Origin of the sequence: Lactobacillus delbrueckii subsp. bulgaricus, assembly GCF_046938665.1 — a bacterium.
GTDB lineage: Bacteria > Bacillota > Bacilli > Lactobacillales > Lactobacillaceae > Lactobacillus > Lactobacillus delbrueckii_C.
This window is the reverse complement of record NZ_JBKZCD010000009.1, coordinates 20,776-44,224: the sequence shown is the minus strand read 5'-3', so window position 1 is coordinate 44,224 and position 23,449 is coordinate 20,776. Positions and strand designations below refer to the sequence as shown.

General features: G+C 47.6%; 21 protein-coding genes and 2 tRNA genes. 5 read left to right on the top strand and 18 right to left on the bottom strand.

The window, feature by feature from the left end; genetic code table 11:
• Positions 1–735 precede the first annotated feature (735 nt).
• From ACLUXO_RS05825 to ACLUXO_RS05770, 12 genes are all read right to left on the bottom strand, one after another.
• The gene (locus ACLUXO_RS05825) at positions 736–2,334 is read right to left on the bottom strand and encodes an RNA-guided endonuclease TnpB family protein (protein ID WP_412136717.1); all 1,599 of its coding nucleotides are present in this window, start codon (positions 2,332–2,334) and stop codon (positions 736–738) included.
• Positions 2,258–2,917 (bottom strand): IS607 family transposase, encoded by a 660-nt coding sequence (locus ACLUXO_RS05820; RefSeq protein ID WP_412136716.1) that lies wholly within the window; start codon positions 2,915–2,917, stop codon positions 2,258–2,260. The genes ACLUXO_RS05825 and ACLUXO_RS05820 overlap by 77 nt, the downstream gene beginning before the upstream one ends.
• A gap of 348 nt (positions 2,918–3,265) precedes the next feature.
• Positions 3,266–4,033, bottom strand: a complete 768-nt coding sequence (locus ACLUXO_RS05815) for an ABC transporter permease (protein ID WP_206989599.1) — start codon at positions 4,031–4,033, stop codon at positions 3,266–3,268.
• Entirely contained in the window at positions 4,030–4,668 is a 639-nt protein-coding gene (locus ACLUXO_RS05810; RefSeq protein ID WP_412136715.1) for an ABC transporter ATP-binding protein, read from the bottom strand. The genes ACLUXO_RS05815 and ACLUXO_RS05810 overlap by 4 nt, the downstream gene beginning before the upstream one ends.
• Positions 4,669–4,766: 98 nt before the next feature.
• Positions 4,767–5,597 (bottom strand): alpha/beta fold hydrolase, encoded by an 831-nt coding sequence (locus ACLUXO_RS05805; RefSeq protein ID WP_412136714.1) that lies wholly within the window; start codon positions 5,595–5,597, stop codon positions 4,767–4,769.
• 12 nt (positions 5,598–5,609) lie between these two features.
• Positions 5,610–6,608, bottom strand: coding sequence for an NADP-dependent oxidoreductase (locus ACLUXO_RS05800; protein WP_412136713.1), 999 nt, complete (start codon positions 6,606–6,608; stop codon positions 5,610–5,612).
• A complete protein-coding gene (locus tag ACLUXO_RS05795; RefSeq protein WP_412136712.1) occupies positions 6,586–7,032 on the bottom strand; it encodes an Rrf2 family transcriptional regulator in 447 nt (148 codons plus the stop codon). Before ACLUXO_RS05795 ends, ACLUXO_RS05800 begins: the two co-directional genes overlap by 23 nt.
• Positions 7,033–7,155: 123 nt before the next feature.
• Positions 7,156–7,228: transfer RNA gene (locus ACLUXO_RS05790), tRNA-Thr, on the bottom strand.
• Positions 7,229–7,322: 94 nt separating this feature from the next.
• On the bottom strand, positions 7,323–7,484 hold the full coding sequence (locus tag ACLUXO_RS05785; RefSeq protein WP_412136711.1) for a hypothetical protein: 162 nt from the start codon (positions 7,482–7,484) through the stop codon (positions 7,323–7,325).
• 19 nt (positions 7,485–7,503) lie between these two features.
• Positions 7,504–10,005, bottom strand: a complete 2,502-nt coding sequence (gene lanKC, locus ACLUXO_RS05780) for a class III lanthionine synthetase LanKC (protein ID WP_412136710.1) — start codon at positions 10,003–10,005, stop codon at positions 7,504–7,506.
• A gap of 6 nt (positions 10,006–10,011) precedes the next feature.
• Positions 10,012–11,718: an ABC transporter ATP-binding protein gene (locus ACLUXO_RS05775; RefSeq protein WP_412136709.1), complete on the bottom strand. Its 1,707-nt coding sequence runs from the start codon at positions 11,716–11,718 to the stop codon at positions 10,012–10,014.
• Positions 11,719–11,721: 3 nt separating this feature from the next.
• Positions 11,722–11,880, bottom strand: coding sequence for a hypothetical protein (locus ACLUXO_RS05770; protein ID WP_412136708.1), 159 nt, complete (start codon positions 11,878–11,880; stop codon positions 11,722–11,724).
• Between the two features lie 183 nt (positions 11,881–12,063).
• Here ACLUXO_RS05770 and ACLUXO_RS05765 point away from each other — a divergent pair, with 183 nt between their 5' ends.
• On the top strand, positions 12,064–13,368 hold the full coding sequence (locus ACLUXO_RS05765; RefSeq protein WP_412136707.1) for an autolysis-associated sensor histidine kinase: 1,305 nt from the start codon (positions 12,064–12,066) through the stop codon (positions 13,366–13,368).
• 5 nt (positions 13,369–13,373) lie between these two features.
• A complete protein-coding gene (locus ACLUXO_RS05760; protein WP_412136706.1) occupies positions 13,374–14,156 on the top strand; it encodes an autolysis-associated response regulator transcription factor in 783 nt (260 codons plus the stop codon).
• 29 nt (positions 14,157–14,185) lie between these two features.
• Here ACLUXO_RS05760 and ACLUXO_RS05755 read toward each other — a convergent pair whose 3' ends face one another.
• The 3 genes from ACLUXO_RS05755 to ACLUXO_RS05745 are packed head-to-tail and all read right to left on the bottom strand — an operon-like array spanning position 14,186 to position 18,322.
• Positions 14,186–15,760: an ATP-binding cassette domain-containing protein gene (locus ACLUXO_RS05755; RefSeq protein WP_412136705.1), complete on the bottom strand. Its 1,575-nt coding sequence runs from the start codon at positions 15,758–15,760 to the stop codon at positions 14,186–14,188.
• Positions 15,750–17,330 (bottom strand): ATP-binding cassette domain-containing protein, encoded by a 1,581-nt coding sequence (locus tag ACLUXO_RS05750; RefSeq protein ID WP_412136704.1) that lies wholly within the window; start codon positions 17,328–17,330, stop codon positions 15,750–15,752. The genes ACLUXO_RS05755 and ACLUXO_RS05750 overlap by 11 nt, the downstream gene beginning before the upstream one ends.
• A gap of 11 nt (positions 17,331–17,341) precedes the next feature.
• Positions 17,342–18,322 carry a ThiF family adenylyltransferase gene (locus ACLUXO_RS05745; RefSeq protein ID WP_412136703.1) on the bottom strand — a complete coding sequence of 327 codons (981 nt, stop codon included), beginning with the start codon at positions 18,320–18,322 and terminating at the stop codon, positions 17,342–17,344.
• Positions 18,323–18,628: 306 nt separating this feature from the next.
• Here ACLUXO_RS05745 and ACLUXO_RS05740 point away from each other — a divergent pair, with 306 nt between their 5' ends.
• The gene (locus tag ACLUXO_RS05740) at positions 18,629–19,030 is read left to right on the top strand and encodes a LytTR family transcriptional regulator DNA-binding domain-containing protein (RefSeq protein WP_412136702.1); all 402 of its coding nucleotides are present in this window, start codon (positions 18,629–18,631) and stop codon (positions 19,028–19,030) included.
• Positions 19,031–19,052: 22 nt separating this feature from the next.
• Here the strand turns inward: ACLUXO_RS05740 and ACLUXO_RS05735 are convergent.
• The 3 genes from ACLUXO_RS05735 to ACLUXO_RS05725 all read right to left on the bottom strand — a co-directional run bounded on the left by ACLUXO_RS05735 (position 19,053) and on the right by ACLUXO_RS05725 (position 19,608).
• Positions 19,053–19,125 (bottom strand) — tRNA-Thr (locus ACLUXO_RS05735).
• Positions 19,126–19,215: 90 nt separating this feature from the next.
• Positions 19,216–19,440: a hypothetical protein gene (locus ACLUXO_RS05730; RefSeq protein WP_412136701.1), complete on the bottom strand. Its 225-nt coding sequence runs from the start codon at positions 19,438–19,440 to the stop codon at positions 19,216–19,218.
• A gap of 12 nt (positions 19,441–19,452) precedes the next feature.
• A complete protein-coding gene (locus ACLUXO_RS05725; protein ID WP_227671932.1) occupies positions 19,453–19,608 on the bottom strand; it encodes a hypothetical protein in 156 nt (51 codons plus the stop codon).
• Between the two features lie 381 nt (positions 19,609–19,989).
• On the opposite strand from ACLUXO_RS05725, the gene ACLUXO_RS05720 reads away from it, so the two are divergent.
• Together ACLUXO_RS05720 and ACLUXO_RS05715 are read left to right on the top strand one after the other, a co-directional pair.
• Entirely contained in the window at positions 19,990–22,095 is a 2,106-nt protein-coding gene (locus ACLUXO_RS05720; protein ID WP_412136700.1) for an ABC transporter ATP-binding protein/permease, read from the top strand.
• 105 nt (positions 22,096–22,200) lie between these two features.
• Positions 22,201–23,358: a DUF2974 domain-containing protein gene (locus ACLUXO_RS05715; protein WP_412136699.1), complete on the top strand. Its 1,158-nt coding sequence runs from the start codon at positions 22,201–22,203 to the stop codon at positions 23,356–23,358.
• The last annotated feature ends 91 nt before the right edge of the window (positions 23,359–23,449 follow it).

Genomic DNA, 23,449 nt, shown 5'->3' with positions numbered 1-23,449 from the left:
CGTATACACTGAGTATATACTCAGCGGGTAACGCTTGCAAGCAGAAGGCTCAAGCGATGATTGAATCCAATTAATATCTACCAAAGCGTAACCGGCTACTCACTAGAACTTCACGATCTGCAAAAAGTAATTTCACTATCCGGGAGAGGGCAATTCTGACCAGCATGTCCAAAAGCACCGTCGGCCGAAAGCTAAGGGACGACTAATTTTTTGCAAACAAATAGCTACATTAACTCACTCTGTGTTGATGTGAGATAATGTAGCTTTTTTCTTATCTATAATATTTCTTACTGATGCGCGTCAAGTCATGTGCTCATTGCTGTTCATAACTTAGGCATCCTCTAGTTACTTCTTACGCCGAATCATAAAACTTACTAAATCTTGATAATCACATCAATATTGGTAAGTTTTTCTGATATTCCTTTCTAGTTAAATCTATGGGTAGATTCAACTTGGCAAAAGAAATCAGATTTTTAACCTTTTGGAGTTAAGGTCAGTGGGTACGGTTGGCTGTCAAACAACGCCAAACGGCATTATCCAATAGCTTTTTATCTGCCCCACTGGAAACTTTTAGCATGACAGTCTTGAAGGCATCTTGCCTGCTAAAAAAGCAGGCAAGCATATCGTGATGCCTTCTCGAAGCAGTCAAGCTGCGATTTTAATACCCCGAACTAAGTTCGTTAAAGCTGACTGCTCTTACATGCTAGAACCTTCAACTTTGTAGTATTACCTGGCTTATGCTTCTTTTATCCGACTGTCAAGAATCTCCTTAACTCGCTTGTAAGGCGTGTAAAGCGTGATTTCTTCGTCTGTTAATCTACTTAATATATTTTTTGCTGCGGCGGTATTTGCATTCATCTCGCCGCATTTCTTGCACCTGGTGAGTTCATGATGACTGCCGTATCTTTCCTCAAAATGCCGCCCGCAAATTGGACAGTACTGAGAAGTATATGCCGGGTTGACATCATGAGTTTCAATCGAATTCTTGCTTGAAAGATATACAATGCGCTCATCTAATTGACCCTTAGTCCATGAATTCAAGCGCTTGCGCATCTTTCTTGCGAATCTGCTGTTGTCTGATTTGACGCCTTTTTCTTTTACGAACGTCAAGTCTTCCTTGGCAATGACCGCTGGATGCTCAGTCTCGATCATTCTGTTTATCGCATGGTTGATAAAGCTTCTGACAGTTTCTTGCGCTGAGCGGTAGCTCTTGTCATACGACTTTCTGCCGATATTGTTCTGCTCCAGATTCTTGAGCTTGCCAAGCAGTTTTATTTTCTTCCTCAAAGCAGTCTTAGACAAAGGTTGGTTTGCCTTCTCCAGCTGCTCAAGCTGCTGATTGAGCCGCCAGCGCAAACTCATATATGGTTGCCGGTTTGCGTTTCGCTTGCCATATTTGTCAACAATGGCATTGGCAAGCTTGCTGAAGTTTTTACCATACTCATTGCCGCTGCTGCAGGAAAGCAGGGTGGCACGCCCCTTGTCAATGCCGATTGCCTTCTTTGAATCGCTGCTGTAGCGTTTGCTAGAGATTAGCTTATGAACTTCAAGGCGCTGCTTGATGCGATCAAGCACCACTGTGATATCGCCGGTGCGTGGATAACTCCACGGACTGGTCATCTCTACAGAAAACTGCTTTCTAGGCAGGTCTGAACTAAATGAAAAAATATTTCCTTCAAATGCCCAATTCAAGTCACACTTCATGCTGGAGCCAAGCTTGCCCGACTTGCGTGCCCGGTAGTGGTAGCGGTAAGTAATCCGGCACAGGTAGCTATACGCTTGCTTGATTTGCTTATCCGTTAGCTTAGCTTCTATTTCAGTTAAAGCCTCAGCGTATTCTTCTGGCAGCTCAATTGGCTTGTGAAGAAGAACCGCTTGCCATGCGCTCTTAAATTTTAAGATAAAGAACAGAAGGTGGCGCTGATCTGCAGAAAGATTTTCATTTCCTTGGATCAGCTTCTTCAAACGGTTAGCCAGATTCGACCACATGCTTTTTATGTTAGCGCATGCTTCACGGAGAGCACCGACCCAATGCTTGGTCTGAAAGCTATAGACTGTTTCCAGCTTGCCTTTTGAGCCTTTAACCGGCTTGTCCCACTTGCGAACTCGGTTGCGCAGAGCCTGCCAGTTGTTAACCGCTAGCATTGATTTGATGCCGCAGTAGCGGTTCAAAAAGAAATGCCGGCACCTGCCGTATCTTTCAAAGAAGTCTGACATTCTGGCAAATTCTTCATCGCTTAACTTTTTAGAGTAGACTCTAACTGTCTTGGGCTGGGTCTTGGTCACTGTCTGCTTGATTGAAGAGCTTTTTACTTTCTTGGATGACTCTTGCATTTTGATGCGACCTCTTTCCATACAGCTTAGCTGAGAAAACAGTGATTATAGATAAAACATCTTCCACAAGTTCTGAATTCGGATCAACGTTGTCCGTCTGATTGATGACAACCAAGTCAACGTCGTTTGCTTGGCAGATTGTCTCAATTATTTCAAAGCCAAAACGAACAAGTCGATCTTGGTAATTTACCACGACTCGTTCGCACTGTTTCTTGCAAATCATGTTGATCAGCTCTGTTAAGCCCTTTTTCTTATAGTTGAGACCAGATCCAATGTCTTGAATGATCTTAAACTGATAGCCATTGACTTCGCAATATCTGGATACTACGTCTTTCTGCCTTTGAAGGTCTTCTTTTTGATGGCCAGAAGAAACCCGGCAATAGCCGATGGTCAGCAGCTTCTTAGGCTTGGTAGCTTTCACATTTCCTTGTAGAACTTCATCTAGCATTTCTTTAATGTAGCGACGTTGATTGGAGGCAGTTCTAAGCGGAGTAATCAGTCCCTCAGCTTCCCAATTGCGGAGAGTTGACTTGGCAACATTAAGATATTCAGCTGCTTTTGATATGGACATGTATTCGCTCATTATTTCTTCCTTCCAATCTTTTGACACCGGCATTGTATCATGAGTTGGCAAGAAATAACACTATTTAGCATTGGATAAAATGAATACTTTTTAGCAGTCACACCCTTTTAAAAGATCTGACGATTTGCGTGCTTACAGCAATGACTATCACCGCGACAGTGTAAATGCTACCCCAAAGCTTTTCACTTTCCCAAAACATTTCAGTTGCTGCCGCGGAATGCTCGGCAAAAATCATCATGCCATAACTATAGTAGAGCGAATGGAGAGTTATCAAGACCAAACCTACTACTATGATTAACAGTAATCCTGCCAGCCATTTTATAATCTTCTTAGCAGCATGCATCGCTCCTACCCCTCTTCCCGCAGCTGGCTACGCTTGTTGAAGTAATTGCGGTAGGACAGGTAGCCCGCGATCACGGCACCCAGGCCAGTCGCTGACAAAAGCATGAAGGTGACCATGATCTGATACTTAATGGCGTAAACTGGGTCCACGCCGGCAAAAATCAATCCAGACATCATCCCCGGCAGGCTGACCAGCCCCACCGTTTTAGCCGAGTCGATCGTCGGCTGCATGGCGGTCTTGATGCTCCGCCGCAGGATGGTCATGCTGGCCGTCTTCACGTCAGCCCCGAGGGCAATTTTTTCCAAAACCTGCTGGCGCTGGTCATGAAAACCCGTGGCTAAAGCCTTATAGCAGAGGCCCATGGCCACCATCTCATTACCAGCAATCATCCCCGTAATCGGAATAATCTGCATCGGCTTTAGCTTCACCGTCTGAGTCAGCAGCAAAACACCCAAGGTGATGTAAGTCCCGATCAAGAGTGCCACGATTGACTGCCAGAGCTGGCGGTTCGGGTTGGGATCCCGTTTGTTGGCGTTCCAGGCCGCGTTAAAAATGATAAACAAGGTCATCAAGAGGGTTAAAATGGCATTGTTGACCTGCATGATGAACTTCAAGACGTAGCCGACGATGACCAGCTGGACGATAGCCCGGGCAACGCTATAAAAAATGTCCTTGGTCAAGCCCAGCTTTTCCTTCCAGGAAATCGCCACGGACACCAGAACCAGGGCAAAAGATAAGATTAGTGACAGATCGCTGACAGCCATTGATTTCATTTAAGAACTCCTCCTTTTTCCATGTGCAGGAGCTGCTTGGAAGCGGCCAGCTCCTCTTGGTCGTGGGTCACTTGCACGATCGTGGTCCCCTCCTGGTGCACCCGGGCGATCAGCTGGTGGACGATCTGCTTGCTCTCTTCATCCAGCCCAGTCGTCACCTCGTCCAAAAGGAGGACCTCCGGCCGGAAAAGCAGGTTGCGGATCAAAGCCACCCGCTGCTTCTCCCCGCCAGACAGGGTGGTAATCTTTTTGTCCAAATAGTCAGCTGGCAAATCCACCTGCTTCAAGGCTTCCTGGGCCCGCTTTTCAGCAAAGTCCTGCTTGCGGATGGCAAAAGGCAGGGCCAGGTTGTCCTTAACCGTTTCGTCGAACAAGGTTGGCTGCTGGAAGCAGTAGGACACCTGCCGGCGGTACTGGACCAGGTCCAGGTCATCAAGATTTTGCCCCTTGTAAAAAATCTCTCCCTTATTAGGCGAGATCAAGCCCGCGATCAGCTTCAAAGTCGTGCTCTTCCCGCTGCCCGACGGCCCGGTCAAGGTGAGGTAGTCCCCCTTCTCCACGGCAAAAGAAACGTCCCGCAGGATTTCCTGGCCACCAGCCCGGTAGGCCACCCGCTTGAGTTCAATAAGTGCCATTTTCTTCCTCCTAATTTCTGCAACTTTAATACTACCGTTACATTATAATTCAAAAAGGACGCGCTGCTTTTGCCAAACGACTCGTCCTTTTTCGATGATTAAGCTTGTAAAAATTTTACCGTCCGGGCGGCGAAGTCACTGGCATTTTGGAAAATGCTCATGTGCCCCGCGTCAGGGTAAATATGGAGCTGGCTGTTGGGGAACATTTTCTCCAAAACATATGAGTTTTCCGTCAGCACCATCGCGTCATGATCGCCGTTGACAATCAAAACCGGCTGCCGCCAAGCCGAAAAATCAGCTGTCGGAGCCTGCCCCCAGGCATGGATCGCCCGCAGCTGGCGCAGATAAGATGAGACCTTGATCCGCTTGTCTTTCTGCTGGCCCCGGCTCTTGATCCGCTTTAAATACTCTTTAGCCGCCTGCTTGCCCCGGAGCGTTCTGGTAAAGAATAGGTATTCTTTGACATTTTTGCCGGTCAAGAGGGCCTTGACCATAAACTTGTTGGTTTCCCGGGTTACCTGGTCTATCCCCTTCCCGCCCCGCGGGCCGGTCCCGGCCAGAATCAAGTGCTTGATCCGTTCTGGAATCAAGGCGGCCACTTCCTGGGCAATCATGCCGCCCATGGAAATGCCCAATAGGTCAATCTCTTCCAAGTCCAGGGCCTGAATGAACTTGACCACGTGCCGGGCCGCGCCCTGCAAGGTCGGCGGCACCTGGCCAGAAGACGCGCCAACGCCGGCATTGTCCAGCAAGAGCAGGTGAACTTTGGGACTTAAGGCATCGATCAAGGCTGGGTCCCAATTGTCCAAAGTCGCCGACAGGTGGTGCAACATCACCAGCGGCCGCTGGTTTGTTGGCCCGGCTTCCCGGTAGGCGTAAGTCATTTTGCCAGTTTTGACAAATTTCAGTGGCAAATCAATGTAACTCATCTGTCAGTCCTTTTAAAACTTGATTAAGACCTTCCCCCGGCTGTGGCCGTGAGCCACGTCCGCCAGGGCTTCTTTGACCTGCTCCAGGGAATACTGCTTGCCCAGAGCCGGGCGCACCTGGCTCTGGGCCAGGATCTCGCTGGCTTGAGCCAGCTGGGAACCATTGGCCGTGACGAAAACAAAGTCATAGCGCTGCTGTTTCTTCTTGGCTTGGCGCTCAATTTTAGCCGCTGCCAGCCCAAACAGGATCTGCTTGCCCCAGCCCAGGCCCATTCTTTTGGCAAAAGTCCGGTTGGGCATGGCCCGCAAGGAAACGATCCGGCCGCCCCGCTTTAAAATGCCCAGCTGTTTGAAGACTTCCTCCCCGCCCAAGGTGTCGATCACCAGGTCTACATCCTTGACCAGCTTGGTATAGTCTTCCGTCCGGTAGTCAATAAATTGGCTGACGCCCATGTCCAAGAGCGCTGCCTTCCTGGCACCAGCGCCAGTCGTGATCACCTTCAGCCCCCGGGCCACGGCCAGCGGAATGGCCATGGCGCCAAAGCTCCCGCTGCCCCCGGAAATAAACAGGGTCTGCCCCGCCTTGGCGTTCAGCAAATCGAAAGCCTGCATGGCCGTCAAAGCCGTCAATGGAACCGCCGCTGCTTCTTCATCGGTCAAGTAGTCCGGCACCTTGGCCACTGCCTGCTCACTGATGACGATTTCTTCAGCAAAAGCCCCCATATTGTCCAAAGGCGTCCGGGCATAGACCCGGTCGCCAGGCTGGAACTTTTGGACAGCAGCTCCGGTCTGCTTGACGATGCCAACGAACTCATTGCCCAAAGTCTGCGGCAGCTTGTAAGGCACGACCAGCTTCAAGTCCCCGTGCGCCACGAGGTTGTCCAGGGGGTTGACCGCGGCCACTCTGGTTTCAACCAGCAGGTCATGGTCGCCGACCGGCTTAGCCGGCGCCGTGGTCAGCTTGATAATTGGGTTCTTTGCGTCATATTTAATCAGTTGTGCTTCCTGCATCCGTTTCCTCCGCGACTTGCTTGAGCCGGTCAATGACGTCGGCCAGACTATCCTTGGCCAGCGCCGCTTTCAGTTGTCTCTCCGCCTCATCCAAGAATGGAAAGACGGCTTGCTTGATGTTTTTGCCAACAGGACAGTCTGGATTGGGATTCTGGTGAATTTGGAAGATCTCCACTTCCTCACCGTTGACTGCTTGGTAAATTTCCAGCAGGGACAACTCCTCCGGCCGCTTCAGCAGCCGCGTCCCCGACTTGCCGCGCTGACTGGCAATGATTTCGTGGTCCTTCAAAAGGGCCATCACCTTGCGGATGTAGCTGGCGTTGGTGCCAACGCTTGCCGCTAGGTCGTCGGAATTCAAGTCACGCGGGCTGGTGGCCAGCATGACCAAGATGTGAATCGCTACCGTGTATTTCGTGTCTCTCATGTCCACCTCTTTGTTAATGTATCTGATACAAATACATTAACAAGAAAGCCGGCTGCTTGTCAACTGCCAAGTTTTATTTTCGCGCAAGAAAAAACCGCCACCCTGCAGGTGACGGTTTAACTATGCTGACTAGAGGATTCGAACCTCCGACCCCTTCATTACTAGTGAAGTGCTCTGCCAACTGAGCTAAGTCAGCGACTCTTGTGCCTTAACACAGTTATTAATTAAACCATAAAAACGTGTCCTTGACAAGAGCTTTCGCGAAAAAAATTGATTTTTTAGGCGGACAGTTATTTAAACAGCTTGAAAAGAAGCTCGCCAATCCCAAAATTGCTGACATCATGCCCCGTGCAAAGAATGCTGAGACTGCTGGCCGGCGTAATCTCCTTACGGGACAATTGCTCAGCCTTTCTTTCAACCATTTTTTCAAAATCTAAAATTACATTGTTCATGCTTCTCCCTCCTTGCCTGTCAAAGCGGTAGCCAGCTGAACTCATCGCCCTGCCGCAGGTCTTTCAGTAGGGTCAACAATCCCGCGCTCCCGGTTGAAAAGTCCAAGCTCAGCTTGTAGCCGTATTTTCCAGGCGCCAAAATTTCGTCATTATTAGCGACCAAATACTGGTTCAAAGCAGCTAAAGCGTAATCCAGCAGCGCATAGTCGCCATCGCCAGCCAGGCTCTTAGCCAGCGGAAGTACCCCGCTGTAGCCCGATACCAGCGTCTCCATGTAGGTGCAATAGGTCAAACAGGACTTTTTCAGCTTATCGAACGGGAGCTGATATCTCTGCTTAAAGGCCGGGTCCTCCCTCATGAATTTATGCAGCAGCAAGGCCAGGCCGAAGTTCCCGTTTTCTAAATATGGAAGCAGCCTTTCAAAGCCACGCGATTGATCGCTAATGGTCAAAGTCTCTGCTTCTTCAGCGTGGTCCCGCAAAATCCGCGAAACGATTTCTTCCGCTGCTTCTTTTTGCCCTAATTGCCAAAAAAGCCAGCTCACGCCGCCCCAGCCTGTCAGCAGGCCAACATCCTCATCCGCGAAATTGGCAAAATCCACCTGTTGCCATCTGCCGGCCAGCTCTTCCGCGATTTTTTCACTTACTTCCGGCTTCTCTTCCAGCAAGGCCAGGGCGATCCCGGTCAAGCCCGTGGCCAGCGAATTGTCCGCCATATTCAGATCAATTTTTTGCCGCAGGATTTGCCGAAGTTGCTTGGCCAAGGCCGGAAAATCCCGCTTTTCGAAGACGCTTGCCAGACCAGCCAGACCGTTGAACAAGCCGGTTGCCTCAGACTCTTCCGCAATCTTGATTATCTTTCCTTGATTTCTTGCTACCCAAGCCTGCAGGTCCGCGTTCTGCCCAACTGCCCATAAAATGCCCGCGGCACCGCGAGCTAAGTTCAGCATTTCTATAGGATCGGCATTTTCTTCATGCAAATTTGGCACTAATCCCACCTGGTCAAAGCGCGAATGCCGCAAGATCCCCCTAGTTAAGCCATCTGTAAAAAAGTCCACGGTCTGCCGGCTCAGATCTTTCTTGGGGATAGCCAGGGGCTTTTTCAGAAAAATCGGTTCGGACGCCTGCATGTTTCCAGCAATTTTCCGTAAAAACTGGACCAGGTCCTGGCCAAAATAGCCCCCAATCCATTTTTCCTGCTTGGCAATTATATCCGGCGCCAAATCAGCGACTGGAATGACCGGCAGGAAAAGATAGTAGGCAATCCGCGCCAAGGCAAAATCGTCAGCTTCCGCGTAAGTCTTGGCTGCCCGCGAAACAAAGCCAACCGTCGTCAAACCCGGGACATACTTCTCTGTAGCCTTGCCCGCGTTTTCAAGGTCAATCAAGCGGACATCCCCGTCTTCTGTAACCAGGATATTGCTTAAGGACAGGTCGCCAACGGCGAGACCGCGGGCGTGAATCTGCTTTAGCAGTTCCTTCAGCTGCTCTAAAATTTTGATCGCCTTGGCCTTATAGCGGGCCTTTTTTTCAAGATCCCCAACGACAAAGGGAAATTCCGTGGCTAGAAGCTCTTCCAGGTTTTGTCCAGCAATATATTCCTCTACCAAAAAGTGGTGCCGCCATGAAGTAAAATCGGCCAGATAATTCACCACGCCTGGCAGGTCCGCCAACTGCCGCAAGATTTCAGCTTCATTTTCAACTCTGGCAAAGCCGTCCTTCAGATTGGCATCCAGTCCTGCCTGCTGGCGTCCTTCCTTTAAAACTACTTTTTTCCCCTCATGCAAGGCCAAATACACCCCGCCAGCATTGCTGAAGTGCAGGGCTTCTTTGACTTGATACTCCTCTAAAGGAGCGAAAGCCTCCTGCTTTGGAAAAGTGTTTTTGCCAAAAATTGGCAGGTCTTTGACAAAATCGGCTTGCTGGTAATAAGGCAGCCGCTGGTCTTCTACTTTGTTTCCAGCCGGGTCATATATTGCCGGAACCCGCTCGCCAGCCGCGTTGATCAGATAAAGCGGCTTAAAACCGCCGTAACGGAAATAAACGTTGCTTTCCTGCCAATTTTGGTCGCTCAAAATATACGGCCCCAGAGCAAAAGTTTCCGTCAGCTTTTGCAATTCTGCCAGCAGGCAAGCAAATTCCTCCTCGCCGCGTGGGTAAACCGTGATAAACTTCCCGCTTTCGCCGCGGTCAGCGTACTTGGAATTAGATTCAACGTATTGCTCCAGGCTGCTTTGAAACTTGAAAGAAACTTTCTGCTTGATCAGGCACGGCGCCACCGCATCCAGCATCCCCTGGGCCTGCTTAACCGTGGCACTCAAGTGAATCTTCCAGCCCTGGACCGGCAATTCATCTGGCTCATACAGGACGTAATGCCAATTAGCAGTCTTTTTCTCCAGCCAGGCCGCATCCGACCAGTCTTTAAGCGTAAAAAAGTGCTCTTCCTCTCCTTTTTGCCGGGTGTAAAAGAGGCTGCCGCTGTTCCTGGCCGCCTCCAAATACTTTATTTGCTCCTCCAGCATGCCTGCCTACCTCTTTTCCTTGAGCTGCTGTTCATGAACATAGCGGCGGTAGTCGGGAACTTTTTCCAGCAGTTCCTCATGACTGCCGCTGGCAACAACTGTTTTATTCTTGATGAAATAGATCCGGTCGCTGTTGGCGATCGTGGCCAGCCGGTGTGCGATCGTGATCAGGCCGCAGTTCTTGTCCCGCTTCAATCGGTCCAAGGCGGTCATGATGATTTTTTCAGTATCCGCGTCTAAATTTGACGTTGCTTCATCTAAAAGCAAAAACTTAAAGTCGCGCAGGCAGGCCCGGGCAATCTGCATCCTCTGCCTTTGCCCGCCTGACAGCTGTTTTCCGCTCTCTCCCAGCAGACTGTCTAACCCTTTCGGCAATTTTTTTGCGTATTCCTCCAAACGCACCAGAGCCAAAGCCTCCCAAAGCTCCTGGTCTGTCACTTTTCTGTTTAAGCCCAGGGTCAAATTATCACGAATGCTCCCCGAGATAATCGTGTTTTCCTGCAGCACGACGCTGAAAAAGCCCCGCCATTGCTCCAGGGAAAAATCCGTGCTGGCCTGGCCGTTTAAGCTGATCTGGCCCGCGGCAACTGGATACAAGCGGGTGATGACGTTGGCCAAGGTGGTCTTCCCAGCCCCCGTCGCCCCAACCAGGGCAATTTTTTCACCACTCCTGGCTTCCAAATCGACCTTTTCCAAGACTGGCAGATCCTGGTAGGCAAAACTGACCTGGTCAAGCCTCAGCAGACTGCTGCCTGGCGCGACGGCCAGCTGCTCCTTGCCAGTTTCTTCAGCAGTTTCGTTAATGATTTCGCTGATCTTGCGCGTGGCGCCCAACATTTGCTTTCTGTCAGAGTAAAAAAGCGCGACATTGTTGATTGGGCCAATAATTTGAAAGAAGTACATCATAAAGGCCCCCAGGGTTCCAGTCGATAGAGAGCCGCTTTTTACCCTCAGTATCCCATAAAGAACGACGGCCATAATCAGACAAAAAGACAGCATTGACTGCAAGGGCCTAATCATCGCCGCGATCCGGTCACCTTTCAGGGACAGGCGGTAGAGCTTGTTGATCTCCCTGGCATTTTTGGCAAAAACGTCCTCTTCCGCCTTATTCAATTTAACAGTCTTGATCTGCTTGATGCTCTCACTGGTGACCCCGGTCAGAGCAGCCAAGCTGCTTTGGGTTTGGTCAGCGATCACTTCGCTGATTTTTCCTAAAGGAACGGTCACTAGTCCGTCAATGGGAAAGACCAGCAGCATGAGCAGAGTCAGCTTCCAGTCCAAAGAGAAGGTGATAAGCATCGTGCCCAAGATAGTCAAGCTGCCGGTAACCACCGCCGGGATCGTTTCGGTCAAAAAGCTTCTCAGCACGTTGACATCGTTGATGATCCGGCTGGTCAAATTGCCGCTGATCTGCTGGTCAAAATATTTCTGCGGCAGGCGCAGGACCTGCTTTTGAAGACGCAAGCGCAGCTGGCGGACTTGGCGGTCGCCTTCACTGCTGATCAAGTAGTCGCTTAGGCTACTGACCAAGAGGTTGCCGATCAGGATCAGCCCGCCCAGCAGCAAGACTTTTTTAGAAAGGCCGGACCAGGCGAACTGCTTAAGGTTGATAAAATGGCGAACCAGCAGGGGCAGATACAGGTTCAGCAAACTGGCAATCATGCTCAGCAGGATCCCCCACAGCAAGCGCAGCGTGATCTTTAGCAGCTTCATGGCTTAACGGATTTTAATCGAAAAGTGGCTGTCGCTGTTTGGGCACATGATGCTGATATGGCTATGGGCATTTCGCCAATTCCAATGCTTGCTTCTTGGCTGCTCCAATTCCTTGAAAGCCTGGTTCAGTTCTTTTTCGATCATCAAAATATAATTTTCCATCTGTATTTCCTCCCTTAAGATCTATGCTTCCTGTTATATGCCTTTCCAGCCTCCCGCGAAAAAATAATTTTTGAACGTTGAATTTCTGGCCTTGAGCGTTGCTGGCGTTGCACTTTGCCGGGCACTGCTTTAACATAAATAACAACTATTCTGTAGCACGTGTATTTTCAAGGAAATGAAAAAATGATCAACAGCCTGTTCAACAATCTAGCTTTCAACCCTTACCTTTTCTCGGTCCTTCTAGCCTTTACCCTTGCCAGCGTAAGGCGGTCTGACCTGCTCCTTTATCCTCTGTTGCTGCTCCCGGTGCTCTTTGACTACCAATATGTCCTGGCGGCCATCATTGCCGTGCAATTAATCTTCCAGCTTTTCGCGCGCGGGCAGGCAAAAAGATTAAGCAGGCTCTTTTTCTACTATTTAGTCTTGATCCTTTACCCTATCCTGGGTGAGCTCTTCGGCTGGCTCGTCCAGCTGCTCTTCTACTTTTTTACTCACCAGTTGCTTGACAACTTGGCCATTAATTTAGTTTGCTTCCTTCCGGAAATCTTGATCTGCCTGCTCTTTTGCTTTTTGAAAAAGCGCTTTGCCCTAAATCTGGAAAAAATTGCCGCTGACGTCAAAGGCAACCCCCAGTTTTTAAACTTGCTGGTTTGGATCGTTTGGTCCTTCCTGCTGGTCACCTACGTGATTTGGTCCATGATCGAGGTCTTCAACATCGCTCCCTTGGTGGAACTGGGCTTGATGACTATCGTGCTTTTGCTGATCACGGTCCTCTTTTTCAATCTCTACCAGGCGATTCAAGAAAACCAGGAAATTATGGCCACGCGGGTTCAAAAAGCAGAAATCCAGCAGATTCAGGAGTATTCCGCCCGCTTGGAAGAGGCAAATATCTCCCTGCGCAAGGCGCGGCATGATTACAAAAACAGCCTCCTGGCGCTAAACGGCTACCTGCTGACCGCCGATGTCGCCGGAGCCAGCAAGTATCTTGAGGAACTGGTCGCAAGCAGCAACCGTCTGCAAGAAGCGGCCAACTCAATGACTTTGGAACTGGCCAATTTGCAGATCAAAGAACTGAAGTACTTGATCATCGACAAGCTGCAGCAGGCCCAAGACAAAGGCATCAAGACCAAGGTTGAAATCAACAAGCCAATTGCTACTCTGCCCGTAAATATCGTAAGCATCATCCGCTGCGTTGGCATTTTTTTGGACAACGCGATTGAAGCCTGCCAGTCACAGGCAGATGGGCAGATCAGCGTTCTGCTGACCAAATACTCGGGCAATAACTATTCCCTGATCGTGCAAAATACGATTTCCCAGCCAGTCAATCTTGCCCAAGTTCTGAAGCCAAGGGTAACGAGCAAGCAGAATCATGATGGACTGGGGCTTGATAACGTCAACGAAATCGTCAACAGTGACCCTTATTTGTCCTTGGAAATTGAGCAAAACGCCAGCGAAATTTCATTTGAATTAGTTATTCAGAAGGGATAGAAAAAATGCTAGCCATCATCATTTTGGAAGACAATACTGCCGAACGTGAAATCATTCAGCAAATGATTGAAAACAGAATTCAGATCAACCCGACGCCTGCTGCTTATGATGCCCGTATCGTCTTGAGTACCGGCGATCCTCACAGCGTATTGGCTTATATCGCGGAGCATCAAGACCTGAACTACCTGGCTTTTTTGGATATTGACCTGAAGACCAGTCTGGACGGCATTGAAGTCGCCAGCCGGATCAAAAATATCGGTATTTTAAGCCAAATTGTCTTTGTTACTGCCGACGCGACGGCCTTGCGGCTAACCATTGAACGGCACGTTGAGCCATTGGACTACATCACCAAAGACGCGGCTCCCTTAGAAATCCAGCACAGAATCTATGAAACAGTTGATACCGCGTATAAGCGCTACCGGCTGACCATGACTTCAGCAAAGCAGACGAGCTATTTTACCTACAGCAAGATCCGCAATTTCGTTGAGAAGATCCCACTTGCTGACCTCTATTACATCAGCATTCAGCCGAAGAAGTACAAGACCTTACGTGTCTACGCCAAAAATAAGGTCTTCGATTGCCTGGGCACCCTCAAGGATTATGAAAAAAGGTATCCAAACTTGGTCCCAGCTGATCGGCAAAGCTTGATAAATCTGGATGCAGTGCAAAATTACGATGAAAAAAAGGGCATCGCCTATTTTGATCAAGGCGTTGCCCATTCCGTTGCCGTCCGTCGCCGGCGGTCTGTCATGTTGAAACTAAATGCAACAAAAAATGACCTTGCTTAAACAAGGTCATTTTCTTTATATATGCTGATCTATGCTCGCAAGGCTACTTCCCGGTCAAACAGGTCCCGCTCTTCTTTAGTCAGATTGTGCGCGATCAAAACCACTGTCTGTTTAGACTGGAGCAATTTGTCCAGGATTTTCCGGCCAGCTGCTTGGTCGATCGCGCTGGTCCCTTCATCAACCAAGAGAAGCTGGCTGTCACGAACTTCCGCGCGGGCCAACACTACTTTCTGCTTCTGCCCGCCAGACAAATTGTCCCCCGCCAAGTCAACCGGCGTTTCCAGGCCTTGAGGCCAACTATCAACTGCCTCAGACAGCTGGGCATCAGCCGCGCTGGCCTTCGCCTTTGACTCAAGCTCTGGATCAAACATGGTGATATTGTTCATGACGCTGCTTGGCAATAAGACCGCCTGCTGAGGCAGATAGCCGATTTTAGTCCGGTCAGGCTTCACCTTTTTTCCAGCTTGGTCAAAAAAGCTGATCTGTCCTCCGCTGGCCGCTGCTTCCCCTACCAGGAGCTTAAACAGAGTCGACTTGCCAGTCCCGTTGGCCCCGGTCAAGAGTACTTTTTCCCCCGGCTTGACTTGAATATCTGGATACTTGATTTCGTGGCCATTGGCAAAAGTCAGCCGCAGATCCTTTACAGAGAAGGCAGCTGGCGCTGTCCCCCCTTCTTCCGCTTGAGCCAGTGGCTGCCGCAAGTCCAGAATCTTTTCCCGCAAGCCGCGGCTGGCAACCAGCTGCCCCCGGTAATTGGCAATATTCATCAGAGAGCCAAACAGGTACAAGCTAAAGTCATTTATCGAGGCAATCAAGCCGAATTCGAGCTGTCCGCGCGCTACCAAATAAGCAGTCAGCAGGAAAATCAGCGTGTTCCCCAAAGAATAAATAGCTTGATTGAGGTAGTCCAGTTCCTGGTCAGCTTTCTGCTGCTTTACATAAGCAGACTCTAACTCGCGGGCATCAGCATGAATAATGCTTAAGAATTTTTCCCCGACCGCGTAGCGGCGCAAAGTATCAATGCCATTGAGCCAGTCGGCTAGAGTCTGCAGATATTTCCGGTTGCTGGCCGAAATTTTGTCAGTAGCTTTTTGCAACGGCTCATCAAGAACGCGTGGCAAGTACATCTGCAAGACGCTTACGGCAATAACCAGTAAGAGCAGGCTCCAGCGGAAAGACGCCAGAGAACCGGCAACCAAGGCCAGCAGGACGGCCGAGTGCACGATGCCGCCAATAGAATCAGCATACTGGTCCTTCAGCATTTCCAGGTCATTGGTCAATTCACTTTGCAGATTTTCCTTTGTCCCAGCCCCTTCAGCATAGGCGTGGGCCAGAACCTCCTGCCGGATCTGGTGAAAATACTTTTCAAGGTGCAGTTCCCAAAAATAATCAGCCACTTGATCTAGCAGGCTGCCAAGCAAGAGCAAGAAAAGCTGCAGAGCCGCAAATAGCAAAAATTGCTGAAAATGCCGGTCTTTTATCGCGCTGAACTCCCAGGTCAAGGCAAAAGCTGCCCACACCGTCAGCAGGGCCGTCAATGCCCGGGCCAGCAGTAATGCCAGAAAGCGGCCGGGATTTAGCCGAAATAAATCCTTAATTTGCAAAATCTTCCCCTTCTTTCAAATTGATCACTTGATCAAACTGCTCCCGCTCATCTGGCGTCAAATTATGGCCAACAAAAATCAAAGTCTGTTTCCGCCCCAGCAGGAGTGGCAAAATTTTCTGCCGGCTGGCCTGGTCAAGCGCGCTCAGCGGTTCATCCATCAAAGATACTTTTTTATGACGCAGGAGGCCACGGGCCAGGAAAATCTTCTGCTTCTGCCCGCCAGACAGGTCTGCCTGCTGGGGACTGACCTCACGGTCGAGGTCAACCGCCTTAGAGAAGTCCCGGTCTAAGCCAACCTTTTTCAGTACCTCCGCCAATTTGGTCTGCTTTTTGGCATCATACATGGTGATATTGTCAGCGACTGTTCCGGGGAAAATCCAGCCAGCCTGCGGCAGATATTCAAAAGACCGGGCCGGATTTGGGATTTCCTTCCCTTCAGAATCCAAATATGTCAGCTGGCCTTTACTCGGCTCAATTTGGCCAAGCAGAAGTTTAAGCAAGCTGCTTTTCCCGCAGCCACTTGGCCCGGTAAGCAAGACCTTCTCTCCTGCCTTGATTGTAAAATCTGGATATTTAATCACTTGCCCGCCCAAGTTCACTTCTATCCCCCGGCCGATAATCGTTTGGGGATCTTCAGTCTTCGCGGCCGCTTGAACTTGCAAATGCTGGAGCATGTTTTCGTTCAACTTAGTCGTTGATTTTGCCGAAATGTAAGCCGAAAAAGCCTCTTGCAGGGAACTGAAAACGCCATTGGCTAAATAGCCAGCAGCGATGATTGCCCCGAAAGCCACCTGGCCCCTGAAGTACAGTATTCCCGCCAGAAAAGGGACTCCCACAATCCCGATATTATCGACTATTTCTTGCGTGAATTCCGCGACTGACAGGCAAGCCTGCCGCTTAATCCGGGCATCCTCCAATTTTTGGCTTTCCTCACCAAGCTGCCGGCACAATACCTTTTTTAAAGAAAAACGCCGCAGTTCCTCAATCGCTGCCAGCCACTGATCCAGTGCCTGCAGGTACTTTTGATTGCGGTTAACCACGGCTTCCGTTGCCACGCTGCTTTTTTCTTCAAAGAGCTTCGGCACAAAAAGGGCCACAAGAGCGATTGCCCAAGCACAAAGAACCAGCTGCCAATTAAAGGAAAGAATTGCCACGCTGACAAAAAAGGCGTAGAGCACATTGTTGACGAAATAATAGATGCTTTGCCAATAATCTTGGTTGATCACCTGCAAATTATTGACCAAGTCATTCTGCAGATCAGCTGTCGGCCACTGATCATTGCTATCATAATAGGCCTGCAGCAAATTTTGCCGATAGCTGTCGATTGCTGCCTGACTCTGCTGGCTGAACAAGTAGTTATTTACCGCCAAGAGCAGGTTGCCAAACAAATCCAAAGCCAATTTAAGCAGGGCCAGGCCGAAAAGCCAGGTAAATTTTCCACCAATCAAGCTGTTCAGCTGCGGACTGATCAAGTACAGACTGTAGGCTGACACAGCTTGAAACAAGACGCTCAGCGCCAGCAATACGGCCGCCCGCGGCCGATTAGCTTTCAGCCACAAATTTAACAATTTACTCCTCCTTATCCCGCTACAGAAACATTAATCTTCAAGATTGTCCATCCATCAAAATCTATCTGAATAGCATCTTTCGGAATTCGAATTCCAGTTAGAAACATAATTGCGTAGTAACTAGCCATGCCCGCTGCCATTGCTGTTACAGACGAGATTGCCGCCATTGGAAAGCTGTTGTCAATTATGCAGTCTTTTGTAATCTGTTCCTTACCTAAAAATTCACTGTAATCTCTTGTTACACCTGGAATTTTAGGATACACATTTGCTGCAGTTGAAGCGTAGCTGCTAAAAATCACAGCTTTTTTAGTCTTGTTAGAAACTTCATCAAACCAGCTGTCTAACTCTGCTGGTTGATCCATCGAATTTACAATCAGATCGGTTTCAGCATCAATATTCGCTTCAATATCAGCTGGCCCTGTAATCTTACAATGTACAGTCTCCACACTAACAGTGCTGTCTATCTTTTTTAAGTAATCTGAACACGCCTGTATCTTAGCTTTATTTATGTCGCTTTCCACATAAGCCGTTTGTCTCGTGAGATTTGATTCTTCCACTGTATCAAAATCAACCAGTTTGATATTCTTTACTCCTGCTCTAACCAGGTATTCAGCCATTGCGGATCCAATCCCGCCAACTCCAAACACAGCTACTTTTGCTTTCTGCAATTTTTCTTGGTATATATTTGGATCAACATTGTCAGACGTATCCATCCATTCAAAGAAACTGACATTTCTGGAATATTTTGAGTTATCGCTATACGAATTAGTAGTAACTAAGCCTAAAGACCGAAATTTCTCAATTATATTGATCAATTCTTGATCTGAAATCTTCAAGTCTTTTCTGTCCAGTTCCCCGTTTAAGTATTTAATGACTTTTTCGTTTAACTCGGTATACGGAACTTTTCTGATTAAGCCTTTATTCCCGATACCAAATACAATTTGATCTCCATTGACCAGAGGTTGTAAAGTCCTTTTAATATGTAAATCCATGCCCTCTCCTCCATATACAAAAAGCGCCAAACACAATTAGTGCTTGACGCTACAAAACTAAGCTATCTTGTACCACAGCCCTTACGCCAACCGATTCTATCACTGTTGCCAAATTCAACGCACATTTTTTCACATCTCCTTTCCAATATTTTTATTCATTGTTGTTTATACCGGTATTCTAGTACCTAAAAATGAGAAAGTCAATACTTTTTAATAAAAAAATAATTTTGTTCTATCCACTACTTAAACAGCTTGAAGAGCAGACTGCCGATTCCAAAATTGCTGATGTCATGCCCCGTGCAAAGAATGCTGAGACTGCTGGCCGGCGTGATCTCCTTACGGGACAATTGCTCAGCCTTCCTTTCAACCATTTTTTCAAAATCCAAAATTACATTGTTCATGCTTCTGACTAAAGGCCAAGCCGAAGTTTCCGTTTTCCAAATATGGAATCATCCCATCAAGACTTTACGCGTTTACGCCAAAAACAAGGTCTTCGATTGCCTGGGCACCCTCAAGGATTATGAAAAAAGGTATCCTAGCTTGGTCCCAGCTGACCGGCAAAGCTTGATAAACCTGGATGCAGTGCAAAATTACGATGAAAAAAAGGGCATCGCCTATTTTGATCAAGGCATTGCCCATTCCGTTGCCGTCCGTCGCCGGCGGTCTATTATGTTGAAACTGAATGCAACAAAAAATGACCTTGCTTAAACAAGGTCATTTTCTTTATATATGCTGACTAGAGGATTCGAACCTCCGACCCCTTCATTACTAGTGAAGTGCTCTGCCAACTGAGCTAAGTCAGCGACTCTTGTGCCTTAACACAGTTATTAATTAAACCATAAAAACGTGTCCTTGACAAGAGCTTTTACCAAAAAAATTGAATTTATCTGTTTTTAACCGTGAATCGGGGAAAAGAAGTAGAAGATTACCGCCAAAATCACCAAGTACGCTACTTGCACGCCAGCCGCGAGCTTAAGTGTCTTTTCCATCCCTTGCATGGCCGGATCCTGCCGTTGACTGTACAAGTACACCAGTGGCAGCCAGCCCAACAACGGCAAGATAAAGCTTAAAACCAAAAGCAGAGTCAGCCAAATCGGCTTAATCGTTTCGATTTTCATTCCGCTCACTCCTTAGAATTGGACGCCGACAGTTCTAGTATCGCTAGAAATAGGAACGTATGCCCATTGCGTCCCAACTGCACACTTGTCAGTAGCCTGCCCCATCAAGTGCATCCCGCGAGGGGTTTTATACGTCCAGTGCTTCTTGTTAACAATCGTGTTAAACATTGCACTACCGGATGTGATCCAAGCTGAAGTAACCTTACCACTGTTTGGATATGAATATCCTTTTCCGTGCAAAGTGAACCAACCGGTCGTAATGTTTGCTCTTGACTTCCACGTACAGGTCGCTTGTCTAGAAACAAATGCTGCATCAGCTTTCTGTTCATTTAAGTTTGCAAAGACAGCAAAGACTGACATAGCCGCGGCTAAACTAATTAGCCCTTTTGCTTTTCTTCTCATAAAATACACTCCTAAAATCATTAAATTAAAAATGATAACTTACTATACACTTTGCTTTCGCTTGGTGTACAATGTCATTATACTCCTCTATCGATAAATGTTAAGATAAAATTGGAAATAAATTAGTGTATAAAAGGATGTATCACAATGTATCTATTAAAAATAAAGGGACTTTCCGTTAGATATAGCAAAAAAACTATTTTATCAAAAATTGTTTTTTCATTTTCACCTGGTAATTTTTATTTAATTAAGGGACCTTCGGGGATCGGTAAAACTAGTTTAATAAATTGCCTTGGATTATTAAAAAAGCCGTCTAGCGGTTCTGTCTTCTGGGGAGAGAAGAATTTATGGGAATTGTCTGATAATGACCGTGCGGATTTTAGACACTCATATATTAGTTTTGTTTTCCAAAAAAATAATCTAGTGGAAAATATGTCTGTTAAGAACAACATCTTGCTTCCATTAGCAACGTCTTCTGACTACAATAGTGATCATGCTATAAAAAAATTATCTGAAATTACGCAATTGCTCAAGATTGAAGACTTGCTAGACAAATTTCCAAAAGATTTGTCAGGGGGAGAGGAACAAAGAGTTGCTATCGCCCGGGCTCTTATCTCTCAATCAAAAATAATCTTAGCTGACGAACCAACAAGTTCACTAGACGAAACAAATGCTGACAATATATACGGCTTTTTGTCCAAGTTAGCACATGATTTTGGCAAAATCGTCATTGTCGTTTCACACGAAAGCCTGCCTTCCAAATACGCGGACAGTATATTGGAAATAAGAAACCAATCTTTGCTTATGGTAAAAGATGATACCCATCCATTTACCAAAGATGAAGAGCCAGTAAAAAAGACAAACGACTTAACGGTTAAACAATCTTTTAGTTATAATTCAAAGCTCAAGAATCATATATCTTCTCTTTCCTGTATTTTATCTGTCGTTGTCGTACTCCTCATGTTACTTTCTTCATATCTGCCGGCACTACCAACGATTCTTGTAAACAAGCAGGAAAATTCATTCTCAGCTGTTATGGATAAAAACATCTTTGTGGTTAACGATGTTGCGAAAGTTAACAGTCCACAAGACCTTGATTCATATCGCGCGTTTAGCAGCAAGACTACCAGTAAAATCAAGGCTGCCTTCTTAGGCACAAAAGTATATCCTTTTATCAATTTTACTTCTTACGGAATCACCCCAACAAATGTGCGAACTGCAGTCCCAAAGAGCTATTCGATCTATTTAGGAAACAAACAGCGGACAATCAGCAACGATTTTTCTATTCAGCCTATCTATCCTGAAGATCTCAATAAAAAATATTTCTATGAGTCTGGTAAGCCTTTAAAAAATTTCAAGAATTTTGTCGTATCACAAGATTTTCTATCACAAAATGGACTTTCAGTAAAAAGCGTGATGAACAAAGTCATAACGTTAAAGGCCTACGTTCCCTACTTGCTGTATATAACTGAAACTGAACTTCCTAACGATAATACAAAGAGCATATCTACTGATGGCGATGTCTATAAAGTCGTAACCATTAAAGCTAAGATTTCTGGAGTATATAAGAGCAACTACCCTTATCACCGTTCTGAGCAGGGGAATGCATTTTTCATGGACTACAAAGCGATGAAAGACATTCAAGATAAGGTAATTTCCAAGTCTGATGTTCATAAGCGAGTGTTTAAGTCTTTCAGCCAAAAGGCTTGGGCTCCGAGTGCTTATGTTCTGGCCATGAAAAATATCAACCAACTGAAAAGCGCACCTAAAAAGCTGTCCTATATTTCTAAAGATATTCGTACATACTCTACGTTGCAAAACGTAGACAATATCAAACAACAGCTTGAACAAACCAAGCGTGCGACATACAAGTTTACATTTTTCATTGTTCTACTCGTTTTTCTGGTTCTCTACGTTATCTTTAATATTATCTACAAACAGCGGACTTACGAATTTGGGATTCTTAAGTGCATCGGCTTCTCAAACAAAGACATCTTTAAGATCATCACAGCGTACTCTGTAAAGATCGGCACTCTATATGCCCTTCTCGGTACGATTATCACAGTAGTAAGCTACTTCATGTTAATCTCAAAGAATACGGCCATCGGTATGCCTATATTCTTTGAGGCACTGTTGAGACTTATTTTGCTCTGCTATGGGCTCACCTTCTTAGCGGTTTTGCCTACTTTTGCCAAAATAGCAAAAATTGACCCAATTGACGTTATTACCGAAAGTAGAACCGCAGATCTATAAAACAATCATTTTTCGGCACTCGTTAGAGTGCCGTTTTTATATAAAGCCTTCCCCGCCCCGCTTTTTGCGCGATAATGTACAATGTTAGCTAAGGAGGTTTTTGCGATGGCATCAACATTAGACTATCTGCGCTGGCGAGGCGATCTGCCTTTTCAAGCTTGCCCTTTCAACAGCCTGGATGCTTCCTTAATGGCATCCCTGGCCTACCTTCCCTTTGACGGCAGCACGGTTGGCCACAGCTTAGGCGAGGTCTGCCAGTCCATCTACCAACGTGAGCCTGACCGCTGGCAAAATCTAGAAAAAGTCGAGCTCCTGCTCTTGCCCAAGTCTCCCCGCCTGGCGGACTTGACCGTCCTGGACTGGGTCAACAAGATGGAGATTGAGCCTGAACCCATCCAGTTCAACGCTGGCGCCTTTCGCCTGGACGACCGGACCATCCTGGTCGCCTACCGGGGCACCGACCAGTCCATGATCGGCTGGAGCGAGGACATGGTCATGAATTATACACCGGAAATTACCGGACAGAGGCTGGCCGCTAAGTATCTTAACCAGATCGGCCAAGCTTACCCAAATGACCGGATCTATATCACCGGCCACTCCAAGGGGGGCAACTACGCCCACTACGCTTTGGCCTTTGCTGATCCGCAGATTCAAGCCCGGGTCATCAAGTCCTACAGCTTTGACGGGCCTGGCTACCGGCACCAGATTTACGGGACCAGCGGCTTCCAGGACAATATCAAAAAGATGAAGACCTACATCCCGGAAAGCTCCATCGTCGGCTGCATGCTGGACCATACTGAGCGCGTCCTGGTCGTCAAGTGCACCCAGCCAGCACTCAGCCAGCACGACCCAAGAACCTGGAGCGTTGGCCGGGACAGCTATGTTTTGGCACAAGAGGGCCTCACGGCTACAGCCCGGGTGATCCGCCACTCCCTGATCGCCTTCAACCACCAGATTCCCGCGGAAAAAAGAGGGCAGATGTGGTCCGCCCTTTTTGAAGCTTTTGGCAGCCTGGACATCACCAAGATCAAGCAGATCAGCGGTTTTACCGGCACCTACCGCTTTGGCCGGGCATACTTTGCCATGGATCCGGAAATGCGGACTATCTTCCGGCAGATTTTTAACAATATTATTGAAACGGCCCGGCAGAGCCTTACCCTGCCCTTCAACAGGAGCGAGGACCCTTACAAGGACCGGCCGAATTTCAATGACTCAAAGAAAGGGCCCATCTTCTTTGAGGCCTACGACATCAAGCAAGAATAACAAAAAGAGTCTGGGAAAAAAGACTCTAACGAATAAAAAAGGCTTCTAGAAGTGAAAAACTTCTGGAAGCCTTTTTGCTATGCATCTCAAA